At 71.1% G+C, this 25,031-nt stretch carries 23 protein-coding genes; 6 read left to right on the top strand and 17 right to left on the bottom strand.

Going from position 1 to position 25,031, the window contains the following annotated elements; translation table 11 throughout:
- The 6 genes from ACFZDK_RS33520 to ACFZDK_RS33495 all read right to left on the bottom strand — a co-directional run bounded on the left by ACFZDK_RS33520 (window position 1) and on the right by ACFZDK_RS33495 (window position 6,315).
- Window positions 1-900: a trypsin-like serine protease gene (locus ACFZDK_RS33520; RefSeq protein WP_390977666.1), complete on the bottom strand. Its 900-nt coding sequence runs from the start codon at window positions 898-900 to the stop codon at window positions 1-3.
- 217 nt (window positions 901-1,117) lie between these two features.
- A complete protein-coding gene (locus tag ACFZDK_RS33515) occupies window positions 1,118-1,897 on the bottom strand; it encodes a DUF1684 domain-containing protein (RefSeq protein WP_390977665.1) in 780 nt (259 codons plus the stop codon).
- 102 nt (window positions 1,898-1,999) lie between these two features.
- Complete coding sequence (locus tag ACFZDK_RS33510) at window positions 2,000-2,815, bottom strand: FMNH2-dependent monooxygenase (RefSeq protein ID WP_390977664.1); 816 nt, start codon at window positions 2,813-2,815, stop codon at window positions 2,000-2,002.
- A gap of 89 nt (window positions 2,816-2,904) precedes the next feature.
- Window positions 2,905-3,666 (bottom strand): ATP-binding cassette domain-containing protein, encoded by a 762-nt coding sequence (locus ACFZDK_RS33505; protein ID WP_390977663.1) that lies wholly within the window; start codon window positions 3,664-3,666, stop codon window positions 2,905-2,907.
- A 19-nt stretch (window positions 3,667-3,685) separates the two neighbouring features.
- Window positions 3,686-5,461 (bottom strand): FAD/NAD(P)-binding protein, encoded by a 1,776-nt coding sequence (locus ACFZDK_RS33500; protein ID WP_390977662.1) that lies wholly within the window; start codon window positions 5,459-5,461, stop codon window positions 3,686-3,688.
- Window positions 5,458-6,315: an ABC transporter permease subunit gene (locus ACFZDK_RS33495; protein WP_390977661.1), complete on the bottom strand. Its 858-nt coding sequence runs from the start codon at window positions 6,313-6,315 to the stop codon at window positions 5,458-5,460. The genes ACFZDK_RS33500 and ACFZDK_RS33495 overlap by 4 nt, the downstream gene beginning before the upstream one ends.
- 413 nt (window positions 6,316-6,728) lie before the next feature.
- Here ACFZDK_RS33495 and ACFZDK_RS33490 point away from each other — a divergent pair, with 413 nt between their 5' ends.
- On the top strand, window positions 6,729-7,682 hold the full coding sequence (locus ACFZDK_RS33490; protein ID WP_390977660.1) for a transporter substrate-binding domain-containing protein: 954 nt from the start codon (window positions 6,729-6,731) through the stop codon (window positions 7,680-7,682).
- 119 nt (window positions 7,683-7,801) lie between these two features.
- Here ACFZDK_RS33490 and ACFZDK_RS33485 read toward each other — a convergent pair whose 3' ends face one another.
- The 5 genes from ACFZDK_RS33485 to ACFZDK_RS33465 all read right to left on the bottom strand — a co-directional run bounded on the left by ACFZDK_RS33485 (window position 7,802) and on the right by ACFZDK_RS33465 (window position 12,764).
- Window positions 7,802-8,398 (bottom strand): ATP/GTP-binding protein, encoded by a 597-nt coding sequence (locus tag ACFZDK_RS33485; RefSeq protein WP_390977659.1) that lies wholly within the window; start codon window positions 8,396-8,398, stop codon window positions 7,802-7,804.
- Window positions 8,382-8,732 (bottom strand): DUF742 domain-containing protein, encoded by a 351-nt coding sequence (locus tag ACFZDK_RS33480; protein ID WP_390977658.1) that lies wholly within the window; start codon window positions 8,730-8,732, stop codon window positions 8,382-8,384. The genes ACFZDK_RS33485 and ACFZDK_RS33480 overlap by 17 nt, the downstream gene beginning before the upstream one ends.
- Window positions 8,729-9,157 (bottom strand): roadblock/LC7 domain-containing protein, encoded by a 429-nt coding sequence (locus tag ACFZDK_RS33475; RefSeq protein WP_390977657.1) that lies wholly within the window; start codon window positions 9,155-9,157, stop codon window positions 8,729-8,731. The genes ACFZDK_RS33480 and ACFZDK_RS33475 overlap by 4 nt, the downstream gene beginning before the upstream one ends.
- Window positions 9,154-11,427 (bottom strand): nitrate- and nitrite sensing domain-containing protein, encoded by a 2,274-nt coding sequence (locus ACFZDK_RS33470; protein WP_390977656.1) that lies wholly within the window; start codon window positions 11,425-11,427, stop codon window positions 9,154-9,156. Before ACFZDK_RS33470 ends, ACFZDK_RS33475 begins: the two co-directional genes overlap by 4 nt.
- A gap of 245 nt (window positions 11,428-11,672) precedes the next feature.
- On the bottom strand, window positions 11,673-12,764 hold the full coding sequence (locus ACFZDK_RS33465) for a DUF5685 family protein (protein WP_390978072.1): 1,092 nt from the start codon (window positions 12,762-12,764) through the stop codon (window positions 11,673-11,675).
- Between the two features lie 262 nt (window positions 12,765-13,026).
- Here ACFZDK_RS33465 and ACFZDK_RS33460 point away from each other — a divergent pair, with 262 nt between their 5' ends.
- Window positions 13,027-13,467 carry a cell division protein SepF gene (locus ACFZDK_RS33460; protein ID WP_390977655.1) on the top strand — a complete coding sequence of 147 codons (441 nt, stop codon included), beginning with the start codon at window positions 13,027-13,029 and terminating at the stop codon, window positions 13,465-13,467.
- Between the two features lie 37 nt (window positions 13,468-13,504).
- Here the strand turns inward: ACFZDK_RS33460 and ACFZDK_RS33455 are convergent, their stop codons facing one another.
- Both ACFZDK_RS33455 and ACFZDK_RS33450 read right to left on the bottom strand, forming a co-directional pair.
- The gene (locus tag ACFZDK_RS33455; protein WP_390977654.1) at window positions 13,505-14,698 is read right to left on the bottom strand and encodes an acyl-CoA dehydrogenase family protein; all 1,194 of its coding nucleotides are present in this window, start codon (window positions 14,696-14,698) and stop codon (window positions 13,505-13,507) included.
- Window positions 14,699-15,033: 335 nt separating this feature from the next.
- Window positions 15,034-16,641 carry an MFS transporter gene (locus ACFZDK_RS33450; RefSeq protein WP_390977653.1) on the bottom strand — a complete coding sequence of 536 codons (1,608 nt, stop codon included), beginning with the start codon at window positions 16,639-16,641 and terminating at the stop codon, window positions 15,034-15,036.
- 260 nt (window positions 16,642-16,901) lie between these two features.
- Between ACFZDK_RS33450 and ACFZDK_RS33445 the strand changes: the two genes are divergently transcribed.
- On the top strand, window positions 16,902-18,209 hold the full coding sequence (locus ACFZDK_RS33445; protein ID WP_390977652.1) for a mannosyltransferase family protein: 1,308 nt from the start codon (window positions 16,902-16,904) through the stop codon (window positions 18,207-18,209).
- A 238-nt stretch (window positions 18,210-18,447) separates the two neighbouring features.
- On the top strand, window positions 18,448-19,476 hold the full coding sequence (locus ACFZDK_RS33440; RefSeq protein WP_390977651.1) for a phosphatase PAP2 family protein: 1,029 nt from the start codon (window positions 18,448-18,450) through the stop codon (window positions 19,474-19,476).
- An 82-nt stretch (window positions 19,477-19,558) separates the two neighbouring features.
- On the opposite strand, the gene ACFZDK_RS33435 is transcribed toward ACFZDK_RS33440, so the two are convergent.
- Window positions 19,559-19,774 carry an I78 family peptidase inhibitor gene (locus tag ACFZDK_RS33435; protein WP_355723849.1) on the bottom strand — a complete coding sequence of 72 codons (216 nt, stop codon included), beginning with the start codon at window positions 19,772-19,774 and terminating at the stop codon, window positions 19,559-19,561.
- A gap of 457 nt (window positions 19,775-20,231) precedes the next feature.
- Window positions 20,232-20,906, bottom strand: a complete 675-nt coding sequence (locus ACFZDK_RS33430) for a transglycosylase family protein (protein WP_390977650.1) — start codon at window positions 20,904-20,906, stop codon at window positions 20,232-20,234.
- 540 nt (window positions 20,907-21,446) lie between these two features.
- On the opposite strand from ACFZDK_RS33430, the gene ACFZDK_RS33425 reads away from it, so the two are divergent.
- Both ACFZDK_RS33425 and ACFZDK_RS33420 read left to right on the top strand, forming a co-directional pair.
- The gene (locus ACFZDK_RS33425; RefSeq protein ID WP_390977649.1) at window positions 21,447-22,232 is read left to right on the top strand and encodes a hypothetical protein; all 786 of its coding nucleotides are present in this window, start codon (window positions 21,447-21,449) and stop codon (window positions 22,230-22,232) included.
- A 135-nt stretch (window positions 22,233-22,367) separates the two neighbouring features.
- A complete protein-coding gene (locus ACFZDK_RS33420; RefSeq protein ID WP_390977648.1) occupies window positions 22,368-22,775 on the top strand; it encodes a hypothetical protein in 408 nt (135 codons plus the stop codon).
- Between the two features lie 53 nt (window positions 22,776-22,828).
- Here ACFZDK_RS33420 and der read toward each other — a convergent pair whose 3' ends face one another.
- Window positions 22,829-24,313 (bottom strand): ribosome biogenesis GTPase Der, encoded by a 1,485-nt coding sequence (gene der / locus ACFZDK_RS33415; protein ID WP_390977647.1) that lies wholly within the window; start codon window positions 24,311-24,313, stop codon window positions 22,829-22,831.
- A 77-nt stretch (window positions 24,314-24,390) separates the two neighbouring features.
- Window positions 24,391-24,978 carry a 1-acyl-sn-glycerol-3-phosphate acyltransferase gene (locus tag ACFZDK_RS33410; protein WP_390978070.1) on the bottom strand — a complete coding sequence of 196 codons (588 nt, stop codon included), beginning with the start codon at window positions 24,976-24,978 and terminating at the stop codon, window positions 24,391-24,393.
- Between the last annotated feature and the right edge of the window lie 53 nt (window positions 24,979-25,031).

Here is a 25,031-nt window from a genome sequence, read left to right as displayed (position 1 = left end):
TCAGCCGACGCTCACGCCGTAGTAGCTCAGCGCCTCGGTGACCGGCTGGAAGAAGGTCGTACCGCCGGAGGTGCAGTCGCCGCTGCCGCCGGAGGTCAGACCGTAGGCCACGGAACCGCCGTAGAGCGGGCCGCCGCTGTCGCCGCCCTCGGCGCAGACCGTGGTCTGGATCATGCCGTAGACGATGTCACCGCTGCCGTAGTTGACGGTGGCGTTGAGCGCGGTGACCCGGCCGCTGTGGGTGCCGGTGGTCGAACCGCGGCGGTACACCGTGGTCCCGACGCTGGGCGTGGCCGCGCTGGAGATGGTCTGGCTGCCGACCGCGCTCGGGTGCGCGATCGAGGTGTTGGTGTACTTCACCAGCGCGAAGTCGTTGGTCGGGAAGCTGTAGCTGACGTTGGTGCCCAGGACCGTGGTGTGGCCGGAGTTGCTGTACCAGGTCGAGGCCACCTCACCGCAGTGCCCGGCGGTCAGGAAGTAGTACGTGCTGCCGCTGTGCACGTTGAAGCCGAGCGAGCAGCGGTAGGCGCCGCCGTAGATGGCGTCGCCACCGGTGATCAGCTTCTTGAAGGTGCCGGGGGTGCGCTTGATGGTGAGCGCGCCGGAGTTCGCGCCCGCCTGCCGCTTGATCTTGGCGATCTCGGCCTTGGAGACCGTGGAGTCGGCGGTGACGACGACACGGTCGGTCTTGCTGTCGACGGCCCAGGCGGTGCCGGGGACGTCGGCCTTCAGGACGGAGCTGTTCACGGCCTTCAGCTCGGTGGTGCTGAAGGTGTGGGTGTCACTCGCGCTCGCGGTGGGGACGGCGAACGCGGCCGCGGCCAGGAAGCCGGTGCCCACGGCGATCAGCCGGGTCCGTCTCGTGATACCGCTGCGGGGGGTCGTGCGCTTGATCCTCACTTTTCGTTCCCTCCCAGGGGAAGTCGGGGGCCCGCGTGGGGTCGGGGCCCGTGAGGCGCAGCCAGGGGTGGCGCCCGGATTCCGGACACGCAATGCCCCTGACAAGCGCTGAGGGGGAGTATTCGGGCGGACGACCGGTAGCCGCAAGGGCGCCTTTCAGCCGTGCGGCTGTGTGTGAACTGTGGGGAATTTGTGCGATCTTGCCCTTGCCTGTCCCTCAGACCAGGAGCCGCTCCCCCGCCTCGACCGCGAGGCCCAGCGTGTTCCCCGGCGGCGGGAACGGGCAGATGAAGTGGTCCGCGAAGGCGCACGGCGGCAGCTGCGCCCGGTTGAGGTCGACGAGGGTGGAACCGTCGGCGTCCGGGGCGGCCGAATAGAGGAACCTGAACCGGTAACTGCTGTGGCCGCTGGTGGGGTCGGCGAACACCGCCCACAGCCGGCCGTCGGCCTGCTCGGCGACCTGGAGCGTCAGCTCCCGGCCGGCCACGGTGAAGGCGAGCTCCCCGGCGAGCACCAGCGCGCGCTCCACTCCGTCCGCCGTGTCGACGCGGACGGAGTGCCGGTCGCCGTCGTACGGCGTGAAGCGCCCGGGCACCGACCAGCGCGGGTCGTAGGGGGTGGCGTCGATGCCCCGGAAGGCGCGGCGTGTCGCGGCGGCCGGGTCGTAGTCCCGTACGCCCCAGACGCCTTCGCGGACCAGGACCACCAGCCGGCGCTCGCCGAGGGTGACCCGGGCGGCCGGTTCGCGGTCGGCGGCGAGGCGGATCTCGCCGGCGAAGGGCTCGCCGTCCACGGCCAGGCCGTCGGCCGCCGTCGCGGTGAGGCGGACGCCGTCGCCGTCGGCCGTCCAGATCCCCGGGACGCCCGGAAGCAGGCCGTCCGCATGGTCCTCCACCCAGTGGGTGCCGACCAGGGCGAGCGGCCCGTAGGGCGCGGACACCTGCGCCTCGCGCTCCTCGTGCCAGCGCTTCCAGTCGCCGGACGCGTCGACGGTCATACGATCAGCCCTTCCACATCTCTCGTCATGACTCACCTCATGTCTCTCGTATCTCCCGTATGGGCTCAACCTGTCCGTGACGGCCACGAGCCCCGGGTTGTTTCAGGGTGCCGCGAACTGGCCGGCGGGCCGGGCGAGACCGAGGTGCTCGCGCAGGGTGCCGCCCGGGTAGAAGGTGCGGAACAGACCGCGGTGCTGGAGCAGCGCCACGGTGCCGTTGACCAGCCGTTCCAGGTCGCGGCGCGGTTCGGCGGGGACGAGGTGGAAACCGTCGGTGGCGCCCTCGCCGTGCCAGCCGGCGATCAGCTCCGCCAGGTCCACCGGACCGCCCCGGTACAGCGGTCCCTGCACGGTCTGCCGGGGCCCACCGCCACCGTGCCCCGGCTCGGCCGCACGCTCCCCGTCCCCCAGATCCACCAGCAGGCTCACCAGCACCCGCAGCGCTTCCGGATCCCGCCCGAACTCCCCCGCCGCCGCCTTGAGTTCCTCTCGTACGGCAGCGGCCTGCGCGGGGCTCGCGGCGCGCACCAGGGCGACATCGGCGTACCGGGCGACGGCCCGCCGGGCGGTCCCCTCGGTGGCGTCGGCGACCCGGACCACATGGCCCGGCGGGAGGAGTCCGGTGTCGCCCCACCGGCCGACCCGGCCCGGGCCTGCCTGGTCGAGACGGTCGACGGCACCTTCGGGGGCGGCCGTCAGCGGCACCAGCCCGATCCGCCGGGTGGCCGGAACGACCTGTGCCAGCACGGCGAGCACATCGGCCTCCGGCTGCGCGAACCGGCCGTCGAGGGTCACGAAGTCCAGCCCCCCGCTCTCGGCGAGCCGCACCAGCTCGACATACCGCTCCGCGTCGAACACGCCGACCTGGTCCACGGCGGCCGCCAGGTGCAACAGCCCCCGGCCGGACGAGCCGGTCATAAGATACCAACCTTTCCGAAAAGCACCTGAAAAAGCACCCGGAAACTCCCCCTCTTCACCGCACCCTCGGCTTCACGGAACGCCCGACTTCACAGCACCTTCGACAGGAACGCCCGGGTCCGCTCCTCGCGCGGGGCGTCCAGCACCTCCGTCGGCGGTCCCGTCTCCACCACCCGTCCGTCGGCCATGAAGACGACCGTGTCGGCGACCTCCCGGGCGAACCCGATCTCATGGGTGACGACGATCATCGTGGTCCCCTGCCGGGCCAGGTCCCTGATGACGTCGAGGACTTCACCGACCAGCTCGGGGTCGAGCGCGGACGTCGGCTCGTCGAACAGCAGCAGCTTCGGCTCCAGCGCCAGCGCCCGCGCGATCGCGACCCGCTGCTGCTGGCCCCCGGAGAGTTGCCGGGGGTAGGCGTCGGCCTTGTCGGCCAGCCCCACCCGGTCCAGCAGCCGCCGCGCGCCCGCCACGGCCTCGGCGCGCGGTCGTTTCAGCGCGGCGACGGGCGCCTCGACGATGTTCTCCAGCACGGTCAGATGCGGGAAGAGATGGAAGTTCTGGAAGACGAACCCGATCCGCGTCCGCTGCTTCAGCACCTCCCGCTCGCGCAGTTCGTACAGCTTGTCCCCGGAGCGCCGGTAGCCGATCAGCGTGCCGTCCACGCTGATCGCCCCCTGGTCCACCTTCTCCAGATGGTTGATGGTGCGCAGCAGCGTCGACTTGCCGGACCCGGAAGGACCGAGGACGACGGTCACCTCACCGGCCCGTACCTGGAGGTCGATGCCCTTGAGCACCTCCAGCGCGCCGAACTTCTTGTGCACGGATCTGATGTCGACCATGACGGTCATGGGGTGCGTCCCTCACAAGTCACTGGATGGAGGCGGACCGTGCGACGGTCCGGCCCGCGAGGTCGTTCAGGAAGGTCAGCGCCGCCCGGGCCGTGGCGTCGTTCTGCCGGAACGCGGGCCCTCCGGTCCGCGGCCGGGTGAACGCGCCGGGGGTACGGCCGTCCGTGAACGGCCCGAGCGCGAACCGCCGGGGATGCGGCCGTCCGCCCGCGTCGAGGATCCGCCCGTCGGTGGGGTCCACCCGGAGCAGTCCGTCGGGTGTCTCGGCGGCCCCGTCGGTCTGCAGCTCGCGCAGCAGCGGGTCCCGGGCGCGTCCGACGGTGGGTTCGGGCAGCCGCGCCTCGACCAGGGCCCGCGCCTCGACGGAGAATCCTGGCACGGTGTCGGCGGACGCCCGGAACACCCCGTCCTCGGCGGCCACTCTCATCCCGGCGCCGACGAATCTCACCACCCCCGCCCGGGAGAGCGCGAGCAGCTGCCGCAGCCGGGGGCCGGGCGGTCCGGAGGCGAGATAGCTGAAGAACCCGTGCCACCAGGACCCGATGTTCCCGAGCCGCACCAACTGCCCGTAGACGGAGAGCAGTCCGAGGAACACCGCCAGGTCGGGGCTGTACTCGGGATCATGACGGCGGCTCAGGTCCCCCTCGACATAGGCCCGCAGTCCCTCCTGGAACTCCTCGTGCGATCCGTACCGCACCCCGTCCAGTGGACGGTCCAGCGCGGCGAGATCGAGCCGGTCGGCGGGATCCGGTACGGCTGCCGCCACCAGCGCCCGCAGCTCGGCCTCGCCCTCGGCGGCGGCGTACTTCTCCTCGAAGTCCGGCCAGGCGACGGTCGTCCGCCCGGGATGGACGGTGAACAGCCGGTGGTAGTGGGCGAAGCCCAGCTCCTTCTCGACCAGCGGCCACACGTCCTGCCGGAAGTCGAAGCGGTGCGGCCGGGCGAGCAGTTCCGCGACCTCGGCGGGTCCGAAGAAGCGGGGCAGCGGCGGGCGTTCGCCGGTCCAGTCGTATCCGATCTTCGAGTGGTACGGCACTCCGCGCCGCGATCCGACGTACAGCACCGGCTCCCGCCCGGACGGCACGTAGGTGTCGCCGTCGTAGCCTCCGCCCCGTCCCTCGGTGAGCAGCACCATCAGGTCGACGAAGGCGAGCCCGAACCCCCGTACGAGGACCGGTTCGCCGGGCCGCAGCGCGGACAGGTCGCTGTCGGCGGTGAAGTCGGGCGGCAGGTGGACCAGTCCGTGTGTCTCGGCGTAGGCGGCCAACCCGGCCTGCTCCGGGTCGAGTTCGGCGTCCAGGTGACCGAGGGCGAGGACGACGAGGTCGGCCAGGAGCGGGCGCGGGCGGTCCTCCAGCCACACCTGCTGACGCCCCTCGCGCGGTCCGCTCACCCGCACGGCACGGCGGGAGTGGTGGTGGACGGTGACGCCTTCCGGGAGGTCGGCGAGGGCACGGTCGTAGACGTGGCGCAGATAGCGGCCCTGGATCTGCCGGTCGGCGAAGGTACGGCCGTCCAGGCCCGCCCACTCGTGCAGGGTCGGTCCCTCCCGCACCGGTCCCGTCATCTGCACGGTCTCGTCCGTGAACATGGTGACGTCCTCGGCATGCGAGTTCATCCACAGCAACGGCGACTGGGCGGCCCGCCAGATGCGGCCGGCGCCCGGCGGATGCGGGTCGACCAGATGGATGTCGAAGCCCTGGCCGGCGTAGAGCTCGGCCGCGTTGGCGGCGATGCGTTCGAGGAGTCCGGTCCCCCGCGGCCCGGCTCCCACGATCACCAGCTGGGGCCTCATCGGGTCGCTCCCGTACCGCGCGCGTAGTGCTTCTCGACGTAGTACTGGGCGATGCCCAGCACCGAGGTGACGACGGTGTACCAGAGGGTGGCCACCATCAGCAGCGGGATCACCTGGTAGGTCTGGTGGTACACCAACTGCACCGAGAACAGCAGGTCGTTGACGGCGATGACGCTGACGATCGAGGTGCCCTTGAGGGCGCCGATCAGCATGTTGCCGGCCGGCGGCACGATCGCGCGCATCGCCTGCGGCAGCACGATCCGCCGCCAGCGCCGCCACCGGCTCAGCCCGAGCGCGTTCGCGGCCTCGATCTGGCCGCGGTCCACGGAGAGGATGCCGCCGCGGACCACCTCGGCGGCGTAGGCGGCCTCGTGCAGGGTGAGTCCGACGATCGCGACCGCGACCGGGCTCAGCAGATCGACCGTGCGCACCCCGAGCACCCGCGGGTACAGCGCCCCGATGTTGAACCAGAGCAGCAGCTGCACCAGGATCGGGATCGACCGGAAGAGCCAGACGTACCCCCAGCTCACCGCGCGCAGCACGGGGTTGGCGGAGAGCCGGAACGCGGCGAGCAGGGTGCCGAGCGCGAAGCCCAGGACCATCACGACGGCGGTCAGCCACAGGGTGAGCCACAGCCCGCGCAGCACGGAGTCCGAGGTGAAGTAGTCGGCGACGACGCCCCACTGGAACGCCTTGTTGCCGAGGACGGAGTCGACGGTGAGCCCGAGCAGCACGAGGACGACGACAGCGGCCGCCCACTGCCCGTAACGGCGCTGCGGGACGATCCGGAGAGTGTCCGCGTGCTCGGGTATGCCGGGAGCGGCGGAGGAGGTGGCGAGGGTGTCGGATGACATGCGAAGGCTCCGTGACGGATAGCTCGAGCACGGTGGATGCCTTCACACGGCGGCGCCGCCGCGCGGCGCCGTACGGCCGAGCCCCTCAGCAGGGCCGTCCGTCGACTTTACGGCGGCTTTCACCCTCACTGTCAAGGGTGTCCAGAGTGTGAGCGGCGCGTCTCAGGTCAGTTGACGGAAAACCGGAGACCTGTTCCACTTGGCCCATGCATCCACAGCAGTGGCTGGTCACCCGCTCCCACATCGACTTCGGTCGCGTGTGGTCCTGTTCCTGTTGAGCTGACCCACTGCGCGCCCCGCCCACGGCGGGGATTCCTCGCGTTCTCCCTTGCACCGTCTTCTCCTTCGCCTTCACACGCGCACCCCTCCCCTCGCGTTCCCCTCGCCTGCTGACCCCAGGAGTCCGCCCGACGATGCGTACACCCACCCATGCCCGTTATAGGCATTTTGCCCACCTCTTTGCGCTCACCTCGGCCACGGCGCTGCTCCTCACCGCCTGCGGTTCCGGCGACTCGTCCGGCACCGGCGCGCAGGGAGTGGCCGCCGCGAACGACAAGATCCCCACCACGGACGTGGTCTCCGCGATCCACAAGGACGACGCGGCCGCCCGGCTGCTGCCCTCGGGCACGACCGGCCTCACCGTCGCGGTCACCGTCGGCGGCACCCCGCCCGGCACCGCCTATCTGCCCGACGGAAAGACCCTGACCGGCCAGGACGTCGACTTCACCAAGGCCGTGGCGAAGGTGCTGGGCATCAAGCTCAAGATCGAGCAGGCCAGTTTCGAGGCGATCCTGCCCGCCCTGGACAGCGGCAAGTACGACTTCGGCGCCGCCAACTTCGGGGTGACCGACGAGCGTCGCAAGACCATCGACTTCGTCACCTACATCAACGACGGCCAGGGCTTCGCCACCCGCGCGGACAGCAAGCTGTCGAAGATCACCGACCTCCGGCAGCTGTGCGGGCTGAACGTGGCGACCGCCGCCGGCACCACCTTCGAGGCGACCCTCGAAGAGAACAAGAAGGTCTGCACCGACGCCGGCAAGAAGGCGTACACCGTGCAGACCTACGGCGAGCAGAGCGCCATCTGGTCCTCCGTCCAGCAGGGCCGCAGCGACGTCGTGATGTCCACCATCAACGGCCTGCGCTACGCGGTCACCCACCAGCAGGGCCTGAAGTTCCTCAACGAATACCACCGCCTCGACGTCGGCTTCGCCTTCAAGAAGGGCACCAAGCTGGCCCCCGCCTTCCAGTCGGCGGTCAACAAACTCATAGCCGACGGCACCTACACCAAGATCCTCAAAAAGTGGGGCACCACCGCCTCAGCCATCCCCAAGTCCCAGATCTCACCCCCAGAACTAAAGAACTGACGCCACAACAACGCGCCCCAAAAGGGGCGCGGGGCTGTGTAGACATGCGGCTCCGCCGCGTGGGCGCGACCAGCCACGAACAACCCGCACTCGCCGCACACCCCGCGCCCCCACCACCCCTACCGCACAGCCATCACCCCCCTCCTCGACACAGACCTCACTCCGATCACCCGGTCCATCAGTGCGCCCAGCACATCCCGCACCGACCCCCGCTCCCGCGCATCACAGTCCAGCACCGGAACATCGGCCCCCAGCCCCAACGCCTCCCGCACCTCCCCCAGTTCGAACCGCTCGGCGCCATCGAAGCGGTTCACGGCGAGAACGAAGGGCGCCCCGTGCGCCTCGAAGTAGTCGACGGCGGGAAAGCAGTCCTCGATCCGGCGCGTGTCCGCGAGGACCACCGTGCCGAGCGCCCCCTCCACGAGGTCGTCCCACAGGAACGAGAACCGGTCCTGCCCGGGTGTGCCGAAGAGGTACAGCGCGATGGACGGGTCCAGCGTGATCCGCCCGAAGTCGAGGGCGACCGTGGTCGTCGTCTTGGACTCCACGCCGTCCAGCGAGTCGACGCCCACCGACACCTGGGTGATCGCCGCCTCCGTGTCCAGCGGCTCGATCTCCGAGATCGCCCCGATGAACGTCGTCTTGCCGACCCCGAGTCCCCCGCTCACCACGATCTTCACGGCGAGCGGCACAACCCTGTCAGAGCGCCCGGACATGGTCCCTGATCCTTTCGAGCATCTGGAGCGGCAGCTCCGCGGGTTGCCGGCAGGCGAGCTGCCCGGCGACGACGAGGTCGGAGATCAGCACCTTGGCGACTCCGAGAGGGACGCCGACCCGGTGCGCCACCTCGGCGACCGTCGTCGGCTGTGCGCACACCGCAACGATGTGCCGCCGTTCGAACGCGAGCGACTCGTCCGGCACCCCGACGGCCACGACCAGCGTCTCCAGCCGCAGATCGGCCTGGAGCGGCTCGGCCCGGCCGCCGGTCATGATGAACGGCCGGACGAAGGACGGGTCGTCGGCGGACTCGGCAGGCTCCCGCGCACTCATCGTGGCAACGCCTGCCGCAGATCGGTGATGAGCGCCGGCGTCAGCAGGTCCCCGGCCCGTTCCGCGAGCACTGCCATCTCGTAGCCGACGAGGCCGAGTTCGCCGCTGGAGTCGGCGAGGACGCCGAGGCAGCTGCCGTCCCGGATCGCGGAGACCAGCAGGAAACCGCGCCCCATCTCGATCATGATGAGTTTGACCCCGTCGAAGCCGTACCGCTTGGACGCGCTGCGCGCGAGCGACGACAGGCCCGACACGATCGCCGCGAGATGGTCGGCCTCCGTGCGGCCGAGCCCGTCCGAGACGGCGATGAGCAGCCCGTCGGAGGAGACGGCGACCGCGTCCCGTACGCCGTCGGTGGACTTGACGAAGTTCGCGAGCAGCCAGTTGAAGGTCCGCGATTCGCTGGGGGTGTCGACGGTGGTCACCTGGCCTCCCCCTCGCCCTTCGCGGCGCCCTCGTGGTCCGCTTCCTTCTCCCGTTTCTCCTTCTCCACGCTGATCCCGCCCCGCATGTGCGCGCTGCGGAGGGTGGACAGCATTCCGGAGACCTCCTCGGGGCTGCGGTCGGGGGTCCGTTCGGCGGGTGCGGGACGGCTGGGCCGGTCGGTCTCGCTGACGGCGTCCGCGATCGCGCTGCGCTGGGGCCGCTTGACGAGCCCGTTGCGGGTCCGGGCGGCCGAGGTGCCCTTCTTCTGCTGCTGCTCCGGCCTGGCGGCCTCGGCGCCCTCGGTGGCGACGGAGACGAGCGGCGCCTCGTCGGTTCCCTTGCGCGGGGCGGGCACGGCCGGCTGCCCGGCCGCGGCGGCGGCCTGCTTCGGCGCCGCCGTCGGCTCCGTGAGCAGGTTGACGGGGATCAGCACCCGGGCGACCACCCCGGCGGCCGGCGCCTCGCCGAGCCGTACCTCGATCCCGCACTTGCGGGCGAGCGCGCCGACCACGAAGTGGCCGAGGAACCGGGTGGGTTCGGCCATGAAGCTGGCGGTGCCGGAGAGCCGTACGTTGGCCTCGGCGAGCGCCTGGGTGTCCATGCCCAGGCCGTGGTCGACGATGGCGACCAGATAGCCGGCGCTGGTGCGGCGGCCCTCGATCTCCACGTCGGAGTCCGGCGGCGAGAAGCTCAGCGCGTTCTCGATCAGCTCGGCGAGCAGGTGGGCGATCTCGGCGACGACCGAGCCGGTGAGATGGGCGGGCTCGACCCGGCGCAGGGTGACCCGGCGGTACTCCTCGACCTCCGCGAGGGAAGCGCGCAGGACGTCCGTGATGGACAGCGGGGTGGACCAGGGGCGGGGGCTGGACTCCCCGGCGAGGACGAGCAGGCTCTCGGCGTTGCGGCGCATACGGGTGGCGAGGTGGTCCAGTTCGAAGAGGTTGGCGAGGGTGGCGGGGTCGGCGTCCTCGTGCTCCAGCTTGTTGATGAAGCTGATCTGGCGGCGCACCAGGTTCTGGTTGCGGCGGCCGAGGCTGACCAGCGAGTCGGTGGCGTTGCGGCGCAGCACGGCCTGCTCGGTGGCGAGGTCGTAGGCGGCGCGCTGCACCCGGTCGAAGGCCTCGGCGACCTCCTTGACCTCGGCTCCGGCCGTGGCCGCGACGGCGAGCGGGGCGGGCGGGGCCGGGCTCTCGCCCGAGGAGCCGTCCTGGACGGCGGCGACCGCCTCGGGCAGCCGCTGCCCGGCCACCTCCCGGGCCTGCTGGGCGAGTTCGGCGAGCGGTGCGGAGACGGACCGTACACAGTCGAGGGCGAGCGCGCCGAGCGCGGCGACGGTGCCGAGGGCCAGCAGCAGGAAGAGGAGCAGGTCGCGCTGGGCGGTGCCCTCCAGTCCTGCGGCCCGGTTCTCGACGTCGGCGCCGAGCGAGACCTGGACGTCCCGCAGCCCGTTGATGGTGGCGGTCATCGCGTCCCACCACTGCATGGGCGGGATGTCGCTCCACTTGAGCTTCCCGCCGCCCTGCACGGCCGTGCTCTCGTACGCCAGCGCGCGCTCCGCGTCCGGGGTGCTCAGGGCCGCGTCCAGGCGCCGCTGCTGGGCGTCGGTGGCCGAGCGGGGGAAGGCGTCGAGGGCGGCGACACGGCCGGCCCTGATCTCCATGAAGCGGCTGTAGTCGTCGTCCTTGAACTGCCCGGCGCGCACCGAGCCGAGCACGATGGCCCGCTCCTCGCCGGTGAACTCCTTGGCGTTGCCGAGGATCTGCAGCGTCTGGTAGGCGTCGCGCAGGGTGGCGTCATGCACGTCGCTCAGGCCCAGGTCGAGCCGGTCGAGGACGGTGATGGTGGTGGTGAAGTAGTCGAAGGTGTCCTTCACCACGCCGGTGTGGTCGTCCGCGTGCGCGCGGATCCCGGTGAGCCCGTCGAGCCGTCCGAGGGACTCGCGCACCGAGCCGGCCGCCGAGTCGTCGCGTCCCCGGAGCGCCTTGCCCAGCAGGGCGCGGGCGGCGTCGGTGGCCTTGCGCTGTGCGGGCAGCTTGCCGCCGAACTCCTTGACGCCGCCGACGTATCCGGTGGTGAGACCGCGTTCCTTCTGGAGTTCGTGGATGAGGCCCTGGAGGGTGATCTCCAGGCGGGCGTTGTCCGCGGTGGCGGAGGCGTTGCGGTAGGCGGAGATCTGCTCGGCGGCGGCGACGCCCAGCAGCATCAGCAGGACCGCGAGGGCGAGGACCAGAATCCTCAGAAGCCTGGTGCGAATGGTGGCTGCTTGCACGGAGGTGCCTTAATCAGGAGGCGAGTCGGTGGATGCGCAGAACCGAGGCAGAAATGGTTCTGCGCCCCGGCCAACGAACCTCACGGGGCAGCGGTCACCCGATCATGTTTTTGTTTTACGTCCCGGATACAGGATCTCGGAGAATCCCGAGGTGACCCGTCACCTCCCCTCGTCACCGTATACAGGGACGAGGGCGGCCTCGGGTTGACGGTCGGCCGGCTGCCCCGAGCGCTCGGGCCGGCCGCTCAGCAGCCGTCGCACGGACAGCAGCAGTCGCAGCCGTCACATCCGTCGCAGCCGTCGCACGGGCAGTCGCAGTCGCAGTCCCGGCAGCAGCCTTCGCGCTTCTTCCCGGACCAGGGCCCCTCGTACTCCTCCGCGCAGCACATCTGGCAGCTGCAGCACAGCAGCGCGAACATGCCGCACCCCGCCAGGAATCCGCGCTTCTTCACGGGGGCCTCGGGCCCGGGTACGTGGGCCGCGCAGCGCGGCGCGGCCCCGAACGCCCGGTCCACCGAGCGCCCGAGTTCGTGTACGAGCAGCAGATGGGCCAGCGCGCCGTCCGTGAACTCCGTGTCCCGCAGCGCCAGCCGGATGCCGTGCAGCGCGTCGTCGGCGAGCCGGCGGGCCTCGGTGAGGGGGGTCCCGGTGGCGGTGAGCGGGTTCCAGGCCCCCGTGGCGGCGTCGGCGGTCCGGTCCTCGACGGCGTCCAGCAGATGCGCGAGCCGGCCGAAGAGGCGTCCGGCCTCGGCGAGCGGAACGGCGTTGCCCGGCCGGCCGGCCAGGACGGCGGTGTGCGCGAAGGCCGCGGCGGTGGCCGTCTCGGTCGGTTCGGTGACCGCGAGCAGGGGCGTCCCCGGCCCCGCGAGCGCCTCGATGCCGAGCTGCCGGTCGACGGCGTCGACGAGGATCCCGGTGTCGAACCCGACCCCCGCGCCGCCACGGGCCCCCGCCCGCCCCCAGCCGTCCGCGACCCGGCGCGCGGCGACCGCGACCGGCCCGCGCGCCAGCAGCCCGTCCCCGTCGGCGACATGGTCGCGCACCTTCGCCGAGGCGAGCACGAGGGAGACGGCGGCGGCGAGCCGCGCGCCCTCGCCCCGGGCGACGGAGGCGGTCCGCATCCCGCGCAGCGGGCATGGTCCGGCCGTACGCCGCCCGTCCTCCGGGCGCGCGGCCTGAGCCTCCGTCAAAACCGATATGAGCAGCCCGTCGTAGTTCGTCACGAGCCGCGCGAACTGCCCGTGGTCACCTCGCAGGGCGAGACACAGCCCGCACAGGTGCGCCATCCACTGGCTCTTGAATCTCTCCCCCAGCCGATGACCACATGGTCTGACCATCCCGAACACGCCCGAAATCCCCCCAAGCCGTTCACTCAAACGCACTACCGATCACCCATACGCCCGGAACAATCATATTTCACTCTCAGTCAGCAGACATGTGAGCTAGGGCCCTTGGCACATCTGGGCTCTCGACGTATGCGCTCTGCACCAGTACCGTCACAAACCCCCCGCGCGGCGTCTATCCACTTGGCGCGCCATCCGCATCATGGACGACCATAGAGATGCGGAGCATGAAGGACCGCTGTGAGAGGAGGCGTCCATGGGATCGGTACGCAAGGCAAGTGCCTGGCTTGGCCTCGTCGACGACAACGATGACGAGCGCTACTACGACGACGACTACTCCGAAGGGACCGAGCAGCCCGGGGATGCCTGGGTCACCGACCCCCGGGTCAAGGTGGCCTCGGACACCGCCGAGGAGAAGGGCCGCCGGATCGGTACGGTCACCCCGGACAGCTTCCGGGACGCCCGCGCACTCGGTGAGCTGTTCCGCGAGGGCGTGCCGGTCATCGTGAACCTCACGGCCATGGAGCCGGCCGACGCCAAGCGGGTCGTCGACTTCGCGGCCGGGCTGACCTTCGGTCTGCGCGGCACCATCGAGCGGGTCGCCAACCGGGTCTTCCTGCTGACCCCCGCCAACACGGAGATCGTCAGCGGCGAGCCGGCCTCGCGCCGGGAGGACGGCTTCTTCAACCAGAGCTGAGGCAGGGCCGCTCACCGGCCCTGCCCCCGCGCAGGGTTCACCGGAACGCGTCGAGTCCGGTGAGCGCCTTGCCCAGCACCAGCTGGTGCATCTCGACGGTGCCCTCGTAGGTGAGCACCGACTCGAGGTTGGTCGCGTGCCGCATCACGGGGTACTCCAGCGAGATCCCGTTGGCCCCGAGGATCGTCCGCGCCGTACGGCAGATCTCGATCGCCTCTCGTACGTTGTTGAGCTTGCCGAAGCTGACCTGCTCGGGACGCAGGCGGCCGGCATCCATCCGCCGCCCCAGGTGATGGGCGAGCAGGATCCCCTTGTGCAGTTCGACCGCCATGTCGGCGAGTTTGGCCTGGGTCAGCTGGAAGCCGCCGATCGGCCGCCCGAACTGCTCCCGCGACTTCGCGTACTCGACGGCGGCCTCCAGGCAGCTGCGCGCGGCACCCATGGCGCCCCACACGATCCCGTACCGGGCGTGCGACAGACAGCTGAGCGGCCCCTTGAGTCCGACGACCTCCGGCAGCACGGCATCGGCGGGCAGCCGCACATCCTCCAGTACCAGCTCACTGGTGACACTCGCCCGCAGCGACCACTTGTGCTTGATCTCCGGCGCGGAGAACCCGGGGGTGTCGGTGGGTACGACGAACCCCCGGATCCCGTTGTCGCTCTGCGCCCACACGACGGCGACGCCCGCCACCGACCCGTTGGTGATCCACATCTTCCGCCCGTTGAGCACCCAGTCGCCGCCGGCGTCGCGCTTCGCGTACGTCCGCATGGAGGCCGGGTCGGAGCCGTGGTCGGGCTCCGTCAGCCCGAAGCACCCGATGACGTCACCGGCCGCCATGCCCGGCAGCCACCGCAGCTTCTGTTCCTCACTCCCGAACCGGTGGATGGCGTACATGGCCAACGACCCCTGCACGGAGACCAGCGACCGGATACCCGAGTCGGCCGCCTCCAGCTCCAGACAGGCGAGCCCGTACTGCACGGCCGACGCCCCCGCACACCCGTACCCCTCGAGCGACATCCCGAGGGCCCCGATCGACCCGAGCTCCTTCGCGAGCTCCCTGATCCCCGGCAGCTCCCCACTCTCGTACCACTCGGCGACATACGGCAGCACCCGGTCCGCCGCCCACCTCCGCACGGTCTCCCGTACGGCGACATCCTCCGGCTCCAGCAGATCGTCGATCCCGAGCGGGTCCCCCGGATCGAACGCGGGCAACTTCACGGACGCGGACATGAGACCCTCCCATAAACTAGCGCTGCTAGTTACAACAGGTTACGCGCCCTCCCCCACATCTCCCACCCACGCACCACCTGTGCGAGTCACCGACAAGGTCGACGTCTCAGGTGGCGGCCACCCGCCGCCGGCGGCTGCGGGCACAGACCGGACAGTCGACAGCCGGCGAACGGCAGAGGACAGAAAGCGAACGCGGGATGGAGGACGACGAAAGGCGGACGGCCGACCGCTGACGGCAAGCGGCAAGCGGCAGCCGCCGACGGCGAATCACCCCCGCAGGTCGGCCCACCCTCCCACTCACCCGCACGGGCGGTGCGTGGGTGAGAGGGATCGCGTCACGCGGAGACGCGTGAGCGGGTGGGTTCGCGGGGGGCGGGGACCTCGACCGGTGATTCCTCGCACTGCATGGCCCGCGGCAACCGCAGCGCCATCACGGCCCCCAGCAACAGCAACCCCGCACTCACCAGCAACGTCACATGCAGCCCGTGCACGAAGGAGTCCCGCGCCGCCCGCCGCAACGCCGCCCCCGCCGACCCGCCCAGCCGCCCGGCGACCTCGTACGCCTCCCCCAGCGAATGCCCCGCCGCGGCCGACGCCGACGCCGGCACCCCCGGCACCGCGGCCAGCCCGGGCGCGTACGCCGCGTTCATCACGCTGCCGAGGAGCGCGATCCCGATCCCCGCACCCAGCTGGTACGACGTCTCGCCGATCGCCGCCGCGCCCCCGGCCTGCTCCGCCGGCGCCTCGCTCAGCATCGACTCGTACGCCCCGAAGAGCGTGGTCTCCAGACCGAAGCCGAGCAGCACGAACCCGACGAGCAGCAGACCGGCGTTGTCGACCCCGCCCATCGCCGTCAGCGTCAGCACCGCCGCCGCGGTCAGGCAGAAGCCGAAGCACACCATCCGGCGCGGCCCGAAACGCCGCAGCATCCGCGCCCCGGCCAGCCCCGCCGCCATCGCGGCGAGCGTCAGCGGCAGCAGTCGTAGCCCCGTCTGCAGCGGGGACAGCCCGAGGACCAGCTGCAGATACTGCGCGGCGATCAGTTCGAGGCCCACCAGCGCGAGCATCGCCAGCACGATGCAGCCCACCGCCGTGCTGAACGCGGGCCGCGCGAACATCTTCAGGTCCACCAGCGGGAACGCCCGCCGCCGTTGCCGTCGCCCGAAGAGCATCAGCAGCAGCGCGCCCAGCACCAGCGGCGCCACCGTGAGCACACTGCCCGCCGGCTCGCCGCCGCCAAGCCGCTTCACGGCGAAGACGACACCGAACAGACCGCCCGCCGCCATCAGCGCCCCGACCACGTCCCAGGGGCCGTTGCGGTCGCCGCGCGACTCGGGGAGGAGCAGCCGTCCCACCGGGAGGCTGACCAGCATCAGCGGGATGTTGACCAGGAAGACGGAGCCCCACCAGAAGTGTTCGAGGAGGAAGCCGCCGAGGAGCGGGCCGACGGCCGCGCCGACCGCCGCCACGGCGCTCCAGATGCCGATGGCGAGGGCCCGTTCATGGCGGTCGGGGAAGACCTGCCGGAGGATCGACAGCGTCGCGGGCATGATCATCGCGCCGCCGACACCGAGCAGCGCCCGGGCCAGGATCAGCGCCTCGGCGCTCGGCGCGACGGCCGCCGCCGCGGAGGCGACGCCGAACAGGGCGTAGCCGATGAGCAGGACCCGCCGCCGGCCCACCCGGTCGCCGAGCGTGCCGAAGAGGATCAGCAGCGAGGCGCAGACCAGCGGATAGACGTCGACGATCCAGAGCAGCTGCATGGCGCCGGGCTTGAGGTCCTCGGTGACGGCGGGCACCGCGACATGCAGCACGGTCGCGTCGAGGGCGACCAGCAGCAGGCTGACACAGAGGACGACGAGGACGACCCAGCGGTTGGCACCGGCACCGGCTTCGGGCGCCCGACGGCGCTGGCGTACGGCAGCCGTGGTCGTCCCGGACATGTACGTACCTCCCAGATGGTCCCTCGCGCGCGGCGGATCGGCGGGGCGGGGACTCCCCGTCGTACGGCCGGAGAGGAGCGGGGTCTCCGGCCCGCGCATACGAACGCGAGTGACACGTCAGCGTACGCGAGTTCGTTCCGGGGTCACGTGGCGGACCTCTCACACTCTCCACAGAACTCATGTGGCGTACGCCACTGGCCCCGACCTGGACCACGTCCGGGCGGGCCCTCCGGTTCCGCGTCCGGTCGATAATCGAGCCCGTGACCGATCTTGAAACGCCCGTCGCGGTGCCTCGGGTCCCGGCTCTGCGCCGGGCGGCGCCGGCCCTGCTCGGGTACGTCGCCGTGCGCGCCCTGGGCCTGTTCGTGCTGGCCGTGTGGAGCGCGGCGCGCGGCAAGAGCGCGTACACCTTGTTGACGGCGCGCTGGGACTCGCTGTGGTACACGCGGGTCGCCGAACTGGGCTACGGCTACGAGGTGCGGCTGCCGAACGGCGACGTCCACTCCAACCTGGCGTTCTTCCCGCTGCTGCCGTGGCTGGAGCGCCTGTTGCACGCGCTCACGCCCCTGTCGTACGCGGGCGCGGGCTTCACGGTCGCCCTGCTCGCCTCGCTCGCCGCGGCCTGGGGGATCTTCGCGGTCGCCGACGTGGTGTACGGCCCGCGGGTCGGGGTCTGCGCGGTGCTGGTGTGGGCCGTCCTGCCCGTCGGGATCGTCCAGTCGATGGCGTACAGCGAGTCGCTGTTCACGGCGCTGGCCGCCTGGTCGCTGTACGCCGTGCTGACCGGCCGCTGGGTGGGCGCGGGCGCGCTGGCCGCGCTGGCGGGGCTGACCCGGCCGGTGGGACTCGCCGTGGTGGCGGCGGTGTGGACGGCGGGGGTGGTCTCGTTCGTGCGGGATCGGAGCGGGGGCGCGCGAGAGCAGAGTGCAAGTGACGTGCAGGGCGCACACGGTGGCGAACACGCCCCTGAGGTGTCCGGCGCCGCCCGCGCCCGGCGCGTCCCGCAGCCAACCGGCGCACATCACACAGCACGCGCCCCCCACATCCCGTACGTCTCGTACGGCGCACCCGTCTGGCGACGCGCCCTCGGCATGCTCCTCGCCCCCGCCGGCACGGCCGCCTATGTGCTGTGGGTCGGTCACCGCACCGGCAAGGGCCCGCTCGGCTATCTGGACGTCCAGGCGGGCTGGCGCAACGGCTTCGACGGCGGCTATGCGTTCGCACGCTTCGTCGGCGACAAGTTCACGTCATTTCCGTCCGCTCTGGCCGGAGCGGGTTTGATCGCCGGTGTCGGCCTGCTGTTGTGGCTCTACGTGACGGGTCTGCGTCAGCGGCAACCGCTTCCCCTGCTGGTCTACACGGGTGTCGTCCTCGCCCTCGCGCTCTGCGCGTCCAGCTACTTCGGGTCGAAGCCGCGCCTGCTGATGCCGGCCTTCCCGGTGCTGTTCCCGCTCGCCCGGGCCCTCGCCCGGCTGCGCACGGGCAGATCGGCGCTGGTCATGGCCGGTGTCGCGGTGGCCTCGGCGGTCTATGGCGCGTTCTGGCTGAACGGCTCCGGGCCACCATGATCATCTCTGCCGGGACGGTGAGCGGCCGGAGAATTCCACCCCATGCTTTGGTTAACGAATTCATAAGTGCCATAAAACAGCGACCCGGCATGATCAAAGGAATTGAAGGGCAGACCCGCCGAGGATTACGGAATCCTTAGAATTCGGAGGCCTCCTGAGAGGTTTCCCACATCACATCGTCATCACAAAGCCGCTGTTTCGACCGGGAACAGAGCTCACTCGCTGTAACGTCGATTGGGTGCGTACCGAACGAAACCTCACCCGTCTGGACCGGGTGTTCGCCAGGCTGGACCGTGAGCCGGAACGGCCGGCCCACATTGATGTGCCGAAGATGAGCCGGCACCGGGTCGTGTTGTTCACCGCGACCCTCGCCTTCTACCTGGCGATCGTGTGGGCCGTCGTGATCACGTCCTGGCTGGTCCGGCTCGACTGGCAGGTCATGTTCTTCCGGCCGTACCAGCAGTGGTCGGGAATCCACTGGTTCGTCGACTACTACGTGGTCCTCGGCCAGCGCGGCCCGACCGCCGTGATGGTCTCGGCCTGGCTGGGCTGGCGCTCGTGGCGGCAGCACACCCTGCGCCCGCTGCTCACGCTCGGCGCCTCGCTGCTGCTGCTCAACATCACGGTCGGCGCCGCCAAGCTCGGCATGGGGCGCCTCGGTCCGCACTACGCCACCGTGATCGGCTCGAACGAGATGGGCCTGGGCGGCGATATATTCCCCAGCGGCCACACCGCCAACGCGGTGGTGACCTGGGGAATTCTGGCGTATCTGGCCTCCACCCCGCGAGCCCGCCGCTGGCTCTCCGCCGCCTCGGCGGTCACCTCCCTCGGCGTCGGCATGTCCACCGTCTACCTCGGTACGCACTGGCTGAGCGACGTGTTGCTGGGCTGGGCCGCCGGGCTGCTGATCCTGCTGGCGCTCCCCTGGTGCGAGCCGTTCATCGCCCGCGCCGAGACCTGGCTCTTCGACCTGCGCGACCGCTGGCGCTCCCGCCGCGGCAGTGCGGTGCCGGTACCCGCCCCCGCCCCCGTCCCGGTCACGCCCGTGGTCCTCAAGCCGCGTCCGGCGCCCGCCGAGCAGACGGAGCCGGAGCCGGTCTCCTCCGCCCGCTCCCCCCGGACGCCGATCCATCTGGCGCCCGGCCCGCACACGGCCCGCTCGGAGCGCACCCCGGTGACCCCGGTCGGCAGCCGCCGCCCGCAGCACCCGGAGCGGCCGCCGCGCGGCACCGCCGGCCAGACGGCCCGCCCGCTGACGGGCGGCTGACGGCCGTACGGACGCGACAGCGGGGCCGCGACGCGGGGCCAGGTACGCACAACCGGCCCCGCGGTCAGCCCTCCGGGCGCGCTCAGCCCTTCCAGGCGCGCGCCACCACGCCGTCCCGCACCTCGAAGTTGAGCCGCCCCACCCGGTACTCCATGGTGATGATCGCCCCCGGCGGCAGCGAGCGGACCGTCGACCACCCCCGCTCCCGGGCGAGCCGTTCCGCGTCGCCCGAGTGGAGGCCTACGTACCCTTGAGGGCTGTCCTGGGGCTCCGTCGGCGGAGCGGGATTCGGTGCCATGCGGCCACGCTAGGCGGCTTCCGGCAGGGACGGAAGTCGCGACGGTCGGTGAAGTCCCGCATCCGTCTCCGGTCACGCTTCTGTCACAGAATCACGACACGTGTTTCGGTCGAACTCCGTCACACGTACGAGCGGTTCCGTACGCCTTCCTGGCGCATTCGAGCGCAATTCCCTGATGCCGGTAGGGTCTTCCGAAAAGCCCCCCGGAAAGAACCGGAAGTATGGATCAGGGGGCTCATGCGGCCCGATTCCATTCCGAATCCGCGGACCCGCGCACAAGCTGACACCGCATAAGAGTTTCACCACTCGGACACAGAACCCCCGTACGGGCCCGGGTGAATCGCCGTCGCATCGGGGCACTCGGTTCCGATACGGAGCATGTACATGCCCCCAAAACGCGCCGGACCCCACCCGGTCGGACCGGGCGGGGCGGGCTGGTGCGGGGCAGGGGCGCGCGTCAGAGCGCGAGGCGCTGCCCGGGCACGATCAGGTTCGGGTCGTCGCCGATGACGGCCTTGTTGGCGGCGTAGAGGCGCTGCCAGCTGGTGCCGTGCCGCTCGGCGATCCCGCTCAGGGTGTCGCCCTCGCGGACGGTGTAGTCGCCCTTGGCCGAGGCGCCGCCGGTGCGCGGGGTCGAGCGCTGCGGCGTCTTCGCCGCAGGGGTCGACTTCCTGGTGGTCGTCGACTTCGTCGCCGACTCCGTGCTGCTCTTCGTGGTCACCGAGGCGCTCTCGGGCGCCGAGCCGGTCGCTCCGGCCCGCGCGGAGCAGACCGGCCAAGCGCCCCAGCCCTGGGCGTGCTGAACCTTGGTGGCGACGGCGATCTGCGCTTCCCTGGAGGCCTGGTCGGCCGTCGACGCGTAGGCGGTACCGCCGTACGCGCGCCAGGTGGAGGCGGAGAACTGGAGTCCGCCGTAGTAGCCGTTGCCGGTGTTGATGTGCCAGTTGCCGCCGCTCTCGCACTGGGCGATGCGGTCCCACACTCCGTTGTCCGCCGCCGCGGCGTTGCCGGTGGCTGCCAGCAGGCCCAGCGGGGCGAGCAGCGCCGCTCCGGCCAGGGCGGCCGTCGTACGGCCCTTGCGGGAGCCGTTCTTCGCAGCGGTCTCACGGGTGGTATCGGCACACTCGGACATGTATTTCCCTCTCCACGTACCCGGGCTCCCCCAGGCGGTCGCGGTCCCCGCGCGATGGACGCGGTTCTTCGCGCTCGCCCCGTCCGCCGCGGCCTGGTACTGCGGTGGTGCTCTGCCTGGTTCGGCCGGCGGACGTACCCGAGCGGTGCTCGTTGCACACGGCGGAGGAATCTAGGGACCGGGAACGTCCGAAATCAACCAACTCCCCGTCCGGCCAGGCCAGTTCGGCGTTACCGTTGGTAGCGGCGATTTCCAGCCACCCACTACATTCCCCGATTTCATGATTTGTCGACCATGGGTTCGATGGATCTGTGATTCACTTCACCGCGTCAAACTCCTTTGGCTTGCGAAGAGTTGACGGGGAGTGCCGGATTCCGCACGGGGAGTGACCCTGTGCAGTGGATGGTTCGATCCCGATCCCCCCGAGGCGTGACCCCCACCACAGATCACCCGTTGTCTTCTTCATGAGCCCGCGACCCCGGGGGCTCACGGACCGGGAGCCACCCGGGCCTTCACGTACCGCATCCCGAGGGAGCCACCGTGCCGCGCATGCTCGACGTCAGCAACGAGGTACGCGCCGAGATCGGCGACGAAGAAGCCGACCGGCTGCTCGCCGGAGACAACGCCCCTGGCAGCTACGACTGCACGTCCTGCCGCACCCCGGGCGACTCCGAACAGGAGCGCACCAGCACCGTCCTGTTCATCGGCGACGAGACCGCCGTCCTCGCCTTCGCCCACGCCACCTGCCTGCCCTCGCAGGTCGTCCAGGTCACCGAGGAGCAGCTGCAGGGCGCGGTCCGCTCCATCAACGGCGACAGCGCGCCCGGCGGCGGGCCGCAGAAGTCCGTGCCCGAGCAGGCGGTGCTCGGGGTGACCAGCGGACTCGTCCTGATCGCCGGGGAATTGCACCCCGCACTCGTCGTCGAGCCGACCTCGCCGATCGTCCGGCCCGGCACGGACGGGGTCGGCGACGACTTCCTGCCGCTCCTCATCGAGCAGGGCTTCATGCCGCTGACGGAGCTGACCGCGGTGCCGCCGGTGCTGCACGGGTGGTCGGTGCTGCTGGCGGTGGGTCAGCTGCACGCGGTGCTGCAGCCGGGGGCGAACGGCGGGCAGCCGATCGCCTGGTGGCAGGCGCACCAGCCGCTGCAGGTGACCGACGGGTGGCGGGCGGCCGCCAACAAGCACCAGCAGGTGCTGATGTTCGCGGCGCCGGTGGGGTCGATCGGGCGGCAGCCGCGGGAGGACCTGCTGCGGGACGCGCTGAACAAGGCGGCGGCGAACGGGAAGCTGGTGGCGGCGGCGTTGCCTCTTGCGGGGGTTTGAGAGTCGCCCAAGGGGTAGCGAGGTGCTCTGAGTCGGCGGCTGCGGGTGGTTTGTGGCTGGTCGCGCAGTTCCCCGCGCCCCTAAAGGGGCGTCACCGAACCGCATCTCTTCACCAACCCGGTCGTTTGGACATACGTGCACGCATACGACCTTCCGCCCCGCCGGCCGTCCTTCTCCACCGTTCCGTCCGCACGGGTGGCCCAGGAGGCCACCAGCGGGCTCTCGGCCACGCCGATCTACGACTCGCTCTACGCGGAGTGGGTCAAGAGCTTCCGTACGCTGCCGGGGGACCGCAGCGGTGAGGAGGAGCTGGGGTTCGTCGCCTTCGGGAACACCCCGTTCAGCACGGGCATCCACGGCCTGGGGTCGTACGGAGGGACCGCGTACGGCGCGTACAGCGCGGGCGCCTTCAGTGCCCGGCACGGCGGGGACCAGCCACAGCCGCCGCAGTGGCAGCGGATCGGGACGCTCGGCCGGTCCCAGGACGCCGGGATGACCGCCGTCCCGGCGGCGCTTCCGCCGGGACCGCGCCGGGGTCTGTGACACATGCGTGAGGGGCGGCCACCGTGACCGGTGGCCGCCCCTCACGCATGTCCCTACTTCTTCTTCGCGCCGCGCTTCTCGCGGACCCGCACGGAGATGTGGATCGGGGTGCCCTCGAAGCCGAACTCCTCGCGCAGCCGGCGCTCGATGAAGCGGCGGTAGCCGGCCTCGATGAAGCCGGAGGCGAAGAGGACGAACCGCGGCGGCTTGGTGCCGGCCTGCGTGCCGAACAGGATGCGGGGCTGCTTGCCGCCACGGACCGGGTGCGGGTGGGCCGAGACCAGCTCGCCGAGGAAGGCGTTGAGGCGGCCGGTGGGCACCCGGGTCTCCCAGCCGGCGAGGGCGGTCTCGATGGCGGGGACCAGCTTCTCCATGTGCCGGCCGGTGCGCGCGGAGACGTTCACCCGGGGCGCCCAGGCGACCTGGCCGAACTCGGTCTCGATCTCCCGCTCCAGGTAGTAGCGGCGCTCCTCGTCGAGGGTGTCCCACTTGTTGTAGGCGATGACCATCGCGCGCCCGGCGTCGACGGCCATCGACACGATCCGCTGGTCCTGGACCGAGATGGACTCGGAGGCGTCGATCAGGATGACCGCCACCTCGGCCTTCTCCACGGCGGCGGCGGTACGCAGCGAGGCGTAGTAGTCGGCGCCCTGCTGGAGGTGGACGCGCTTGCGGATACCGGCGGTGTCGACGAACTTCCAGGTGACGCCGCCGAGTTCGATCAGCTCGTCGACCGGGTCGCGGGTGGTGCCGGCGAGCTCGTTGACGACGACGCGCTCCTCGTTCGCCACCTTGTTGAGGAGGGAGGACTTGCCGACGTTGGGGCGGCCGATGAGGGCGATCCGGCGGGGGCCGCCGACGCCGGTGCCGCCGAAGGTCTGCTCGGGGGCCTCGGGGAGCGCCTCCAGGACGGCGTCCAGCATGTCGCCGGTGCCGCGGCCGTGCAGGGCGGAGACCGGGTGCGGCTCGCCGAGGCCGAGGGACCACAGGTAGGAGGCGTCGGCCTCGCCGCTGGGGCCGTCCACCTTGTTGGCGGCCAGCACGACGGGCTTGCCGGCCTTGCGCAGCAGTCGTACGACCGCCTCGTCGGTGTCGGTCGCGCCGACCTTGGCGTCGACGACGAAGACGACCGCGTCGGCCGCCTCGATCGCGTACTCGGCCTGGGCGGCCACGGAGGCGTCGATGCCGAGGACGTCCTGCTCCCAGCCGCCGGTGTCGACGACCTTGAAGCGGCGGCCCGCCCACTCGGCCTCGTAGGTCACGCGGTCGCGGGTGACACCGGGCTTGTCCTCGACGACGGCCTCACGGCGGCCGATGATGCGGTTGACCAGGGTCGACTTGCCGACGTTCGGGCGGCCGACGACGGCGAGCACGGGCAGCGGACCGTGGCCCGCCGCCTCGATGGCGCCCTCGACGTCCTCGATGTCGAAGCCCTCTTCCGCGGCGAGCTCCATGAACTCCGCGTACTCGGCGTCGCCGAGCGCCCCGTGGTCGTACTCGTGCTCAGCCGAGTCGCCGGGCTGGCTGTGGTCGTTCATGAAGTCCGTACCTCGTCGTTCATCGTGGTGATCGGTGGATCAGCCGTATATCGGGCTGATCCACTACTTAGTGTCGCCTAGCGTCCGGTCAGACGCCTGGCGTTTTCCAGGTGGCCGCTGAGCTGCTTCTGGATGCGTTCGGTGGCTTCGTCCAGGGCCTTGCGGGTGCGCCGGCCGCTGCCGTCGCCCGCCTCGAAGGGGTCGCCGAAGACGACGTCGACGCGGGAGCGCAGCGGAGGCAGCCCCTTCATCAACCGTCCCTGCCGCTCGGAGCTTCCCAGGACGGCCACCGGGACGATCGGGGCGCCGGAGCGCACCGCGAAGTAGGCGAGGCCGGCCCGGAGGGCGGCGAAGTCGCCGTCGCCGCGGCTGCCCTCGGGGAAGATGCCGAGCACTCCCCCGGCCTCCAGGACGCCGAGCGCCCGGGTGATCGCCGTGCGGTCGGCGGACTGGCGGTCCACCTTCAGCTGGCCGATCCGGGTCAGGAACGGGTCGAGCGGCCCGACGAACGCCTCCTTCTTGATCAGGAAGTGCGTCGGCCGGGGCGACACGCCCATGACCATCGGGCCGTCGATGTTGTGGGAGTGGTTCACGGCGAGGATCGCCGGGCCGTGCGCGGGCACCTTCCAGGAACCCAGCACGCGCGGCTTCCACAGCCCGTACATCAGGCCGACGCCGATCCGCCGTCCGGTCTCGGCGCCCCGCCGCGACGGGAGGC

The sequence above is a fragment of the Streptomyces sp. NPDC007901 genome, from assembly GCF_042959465.1.
GTDB lineage: Bacteria > Actinomycetota > Actinomycetes > Streptomycetales > Streptomycetaceae > Streptomyces.
Note: the sequence above shows the minus strand (reverse complement) of the source record. Positions and strands in the feature narration are given on the sequence as shown.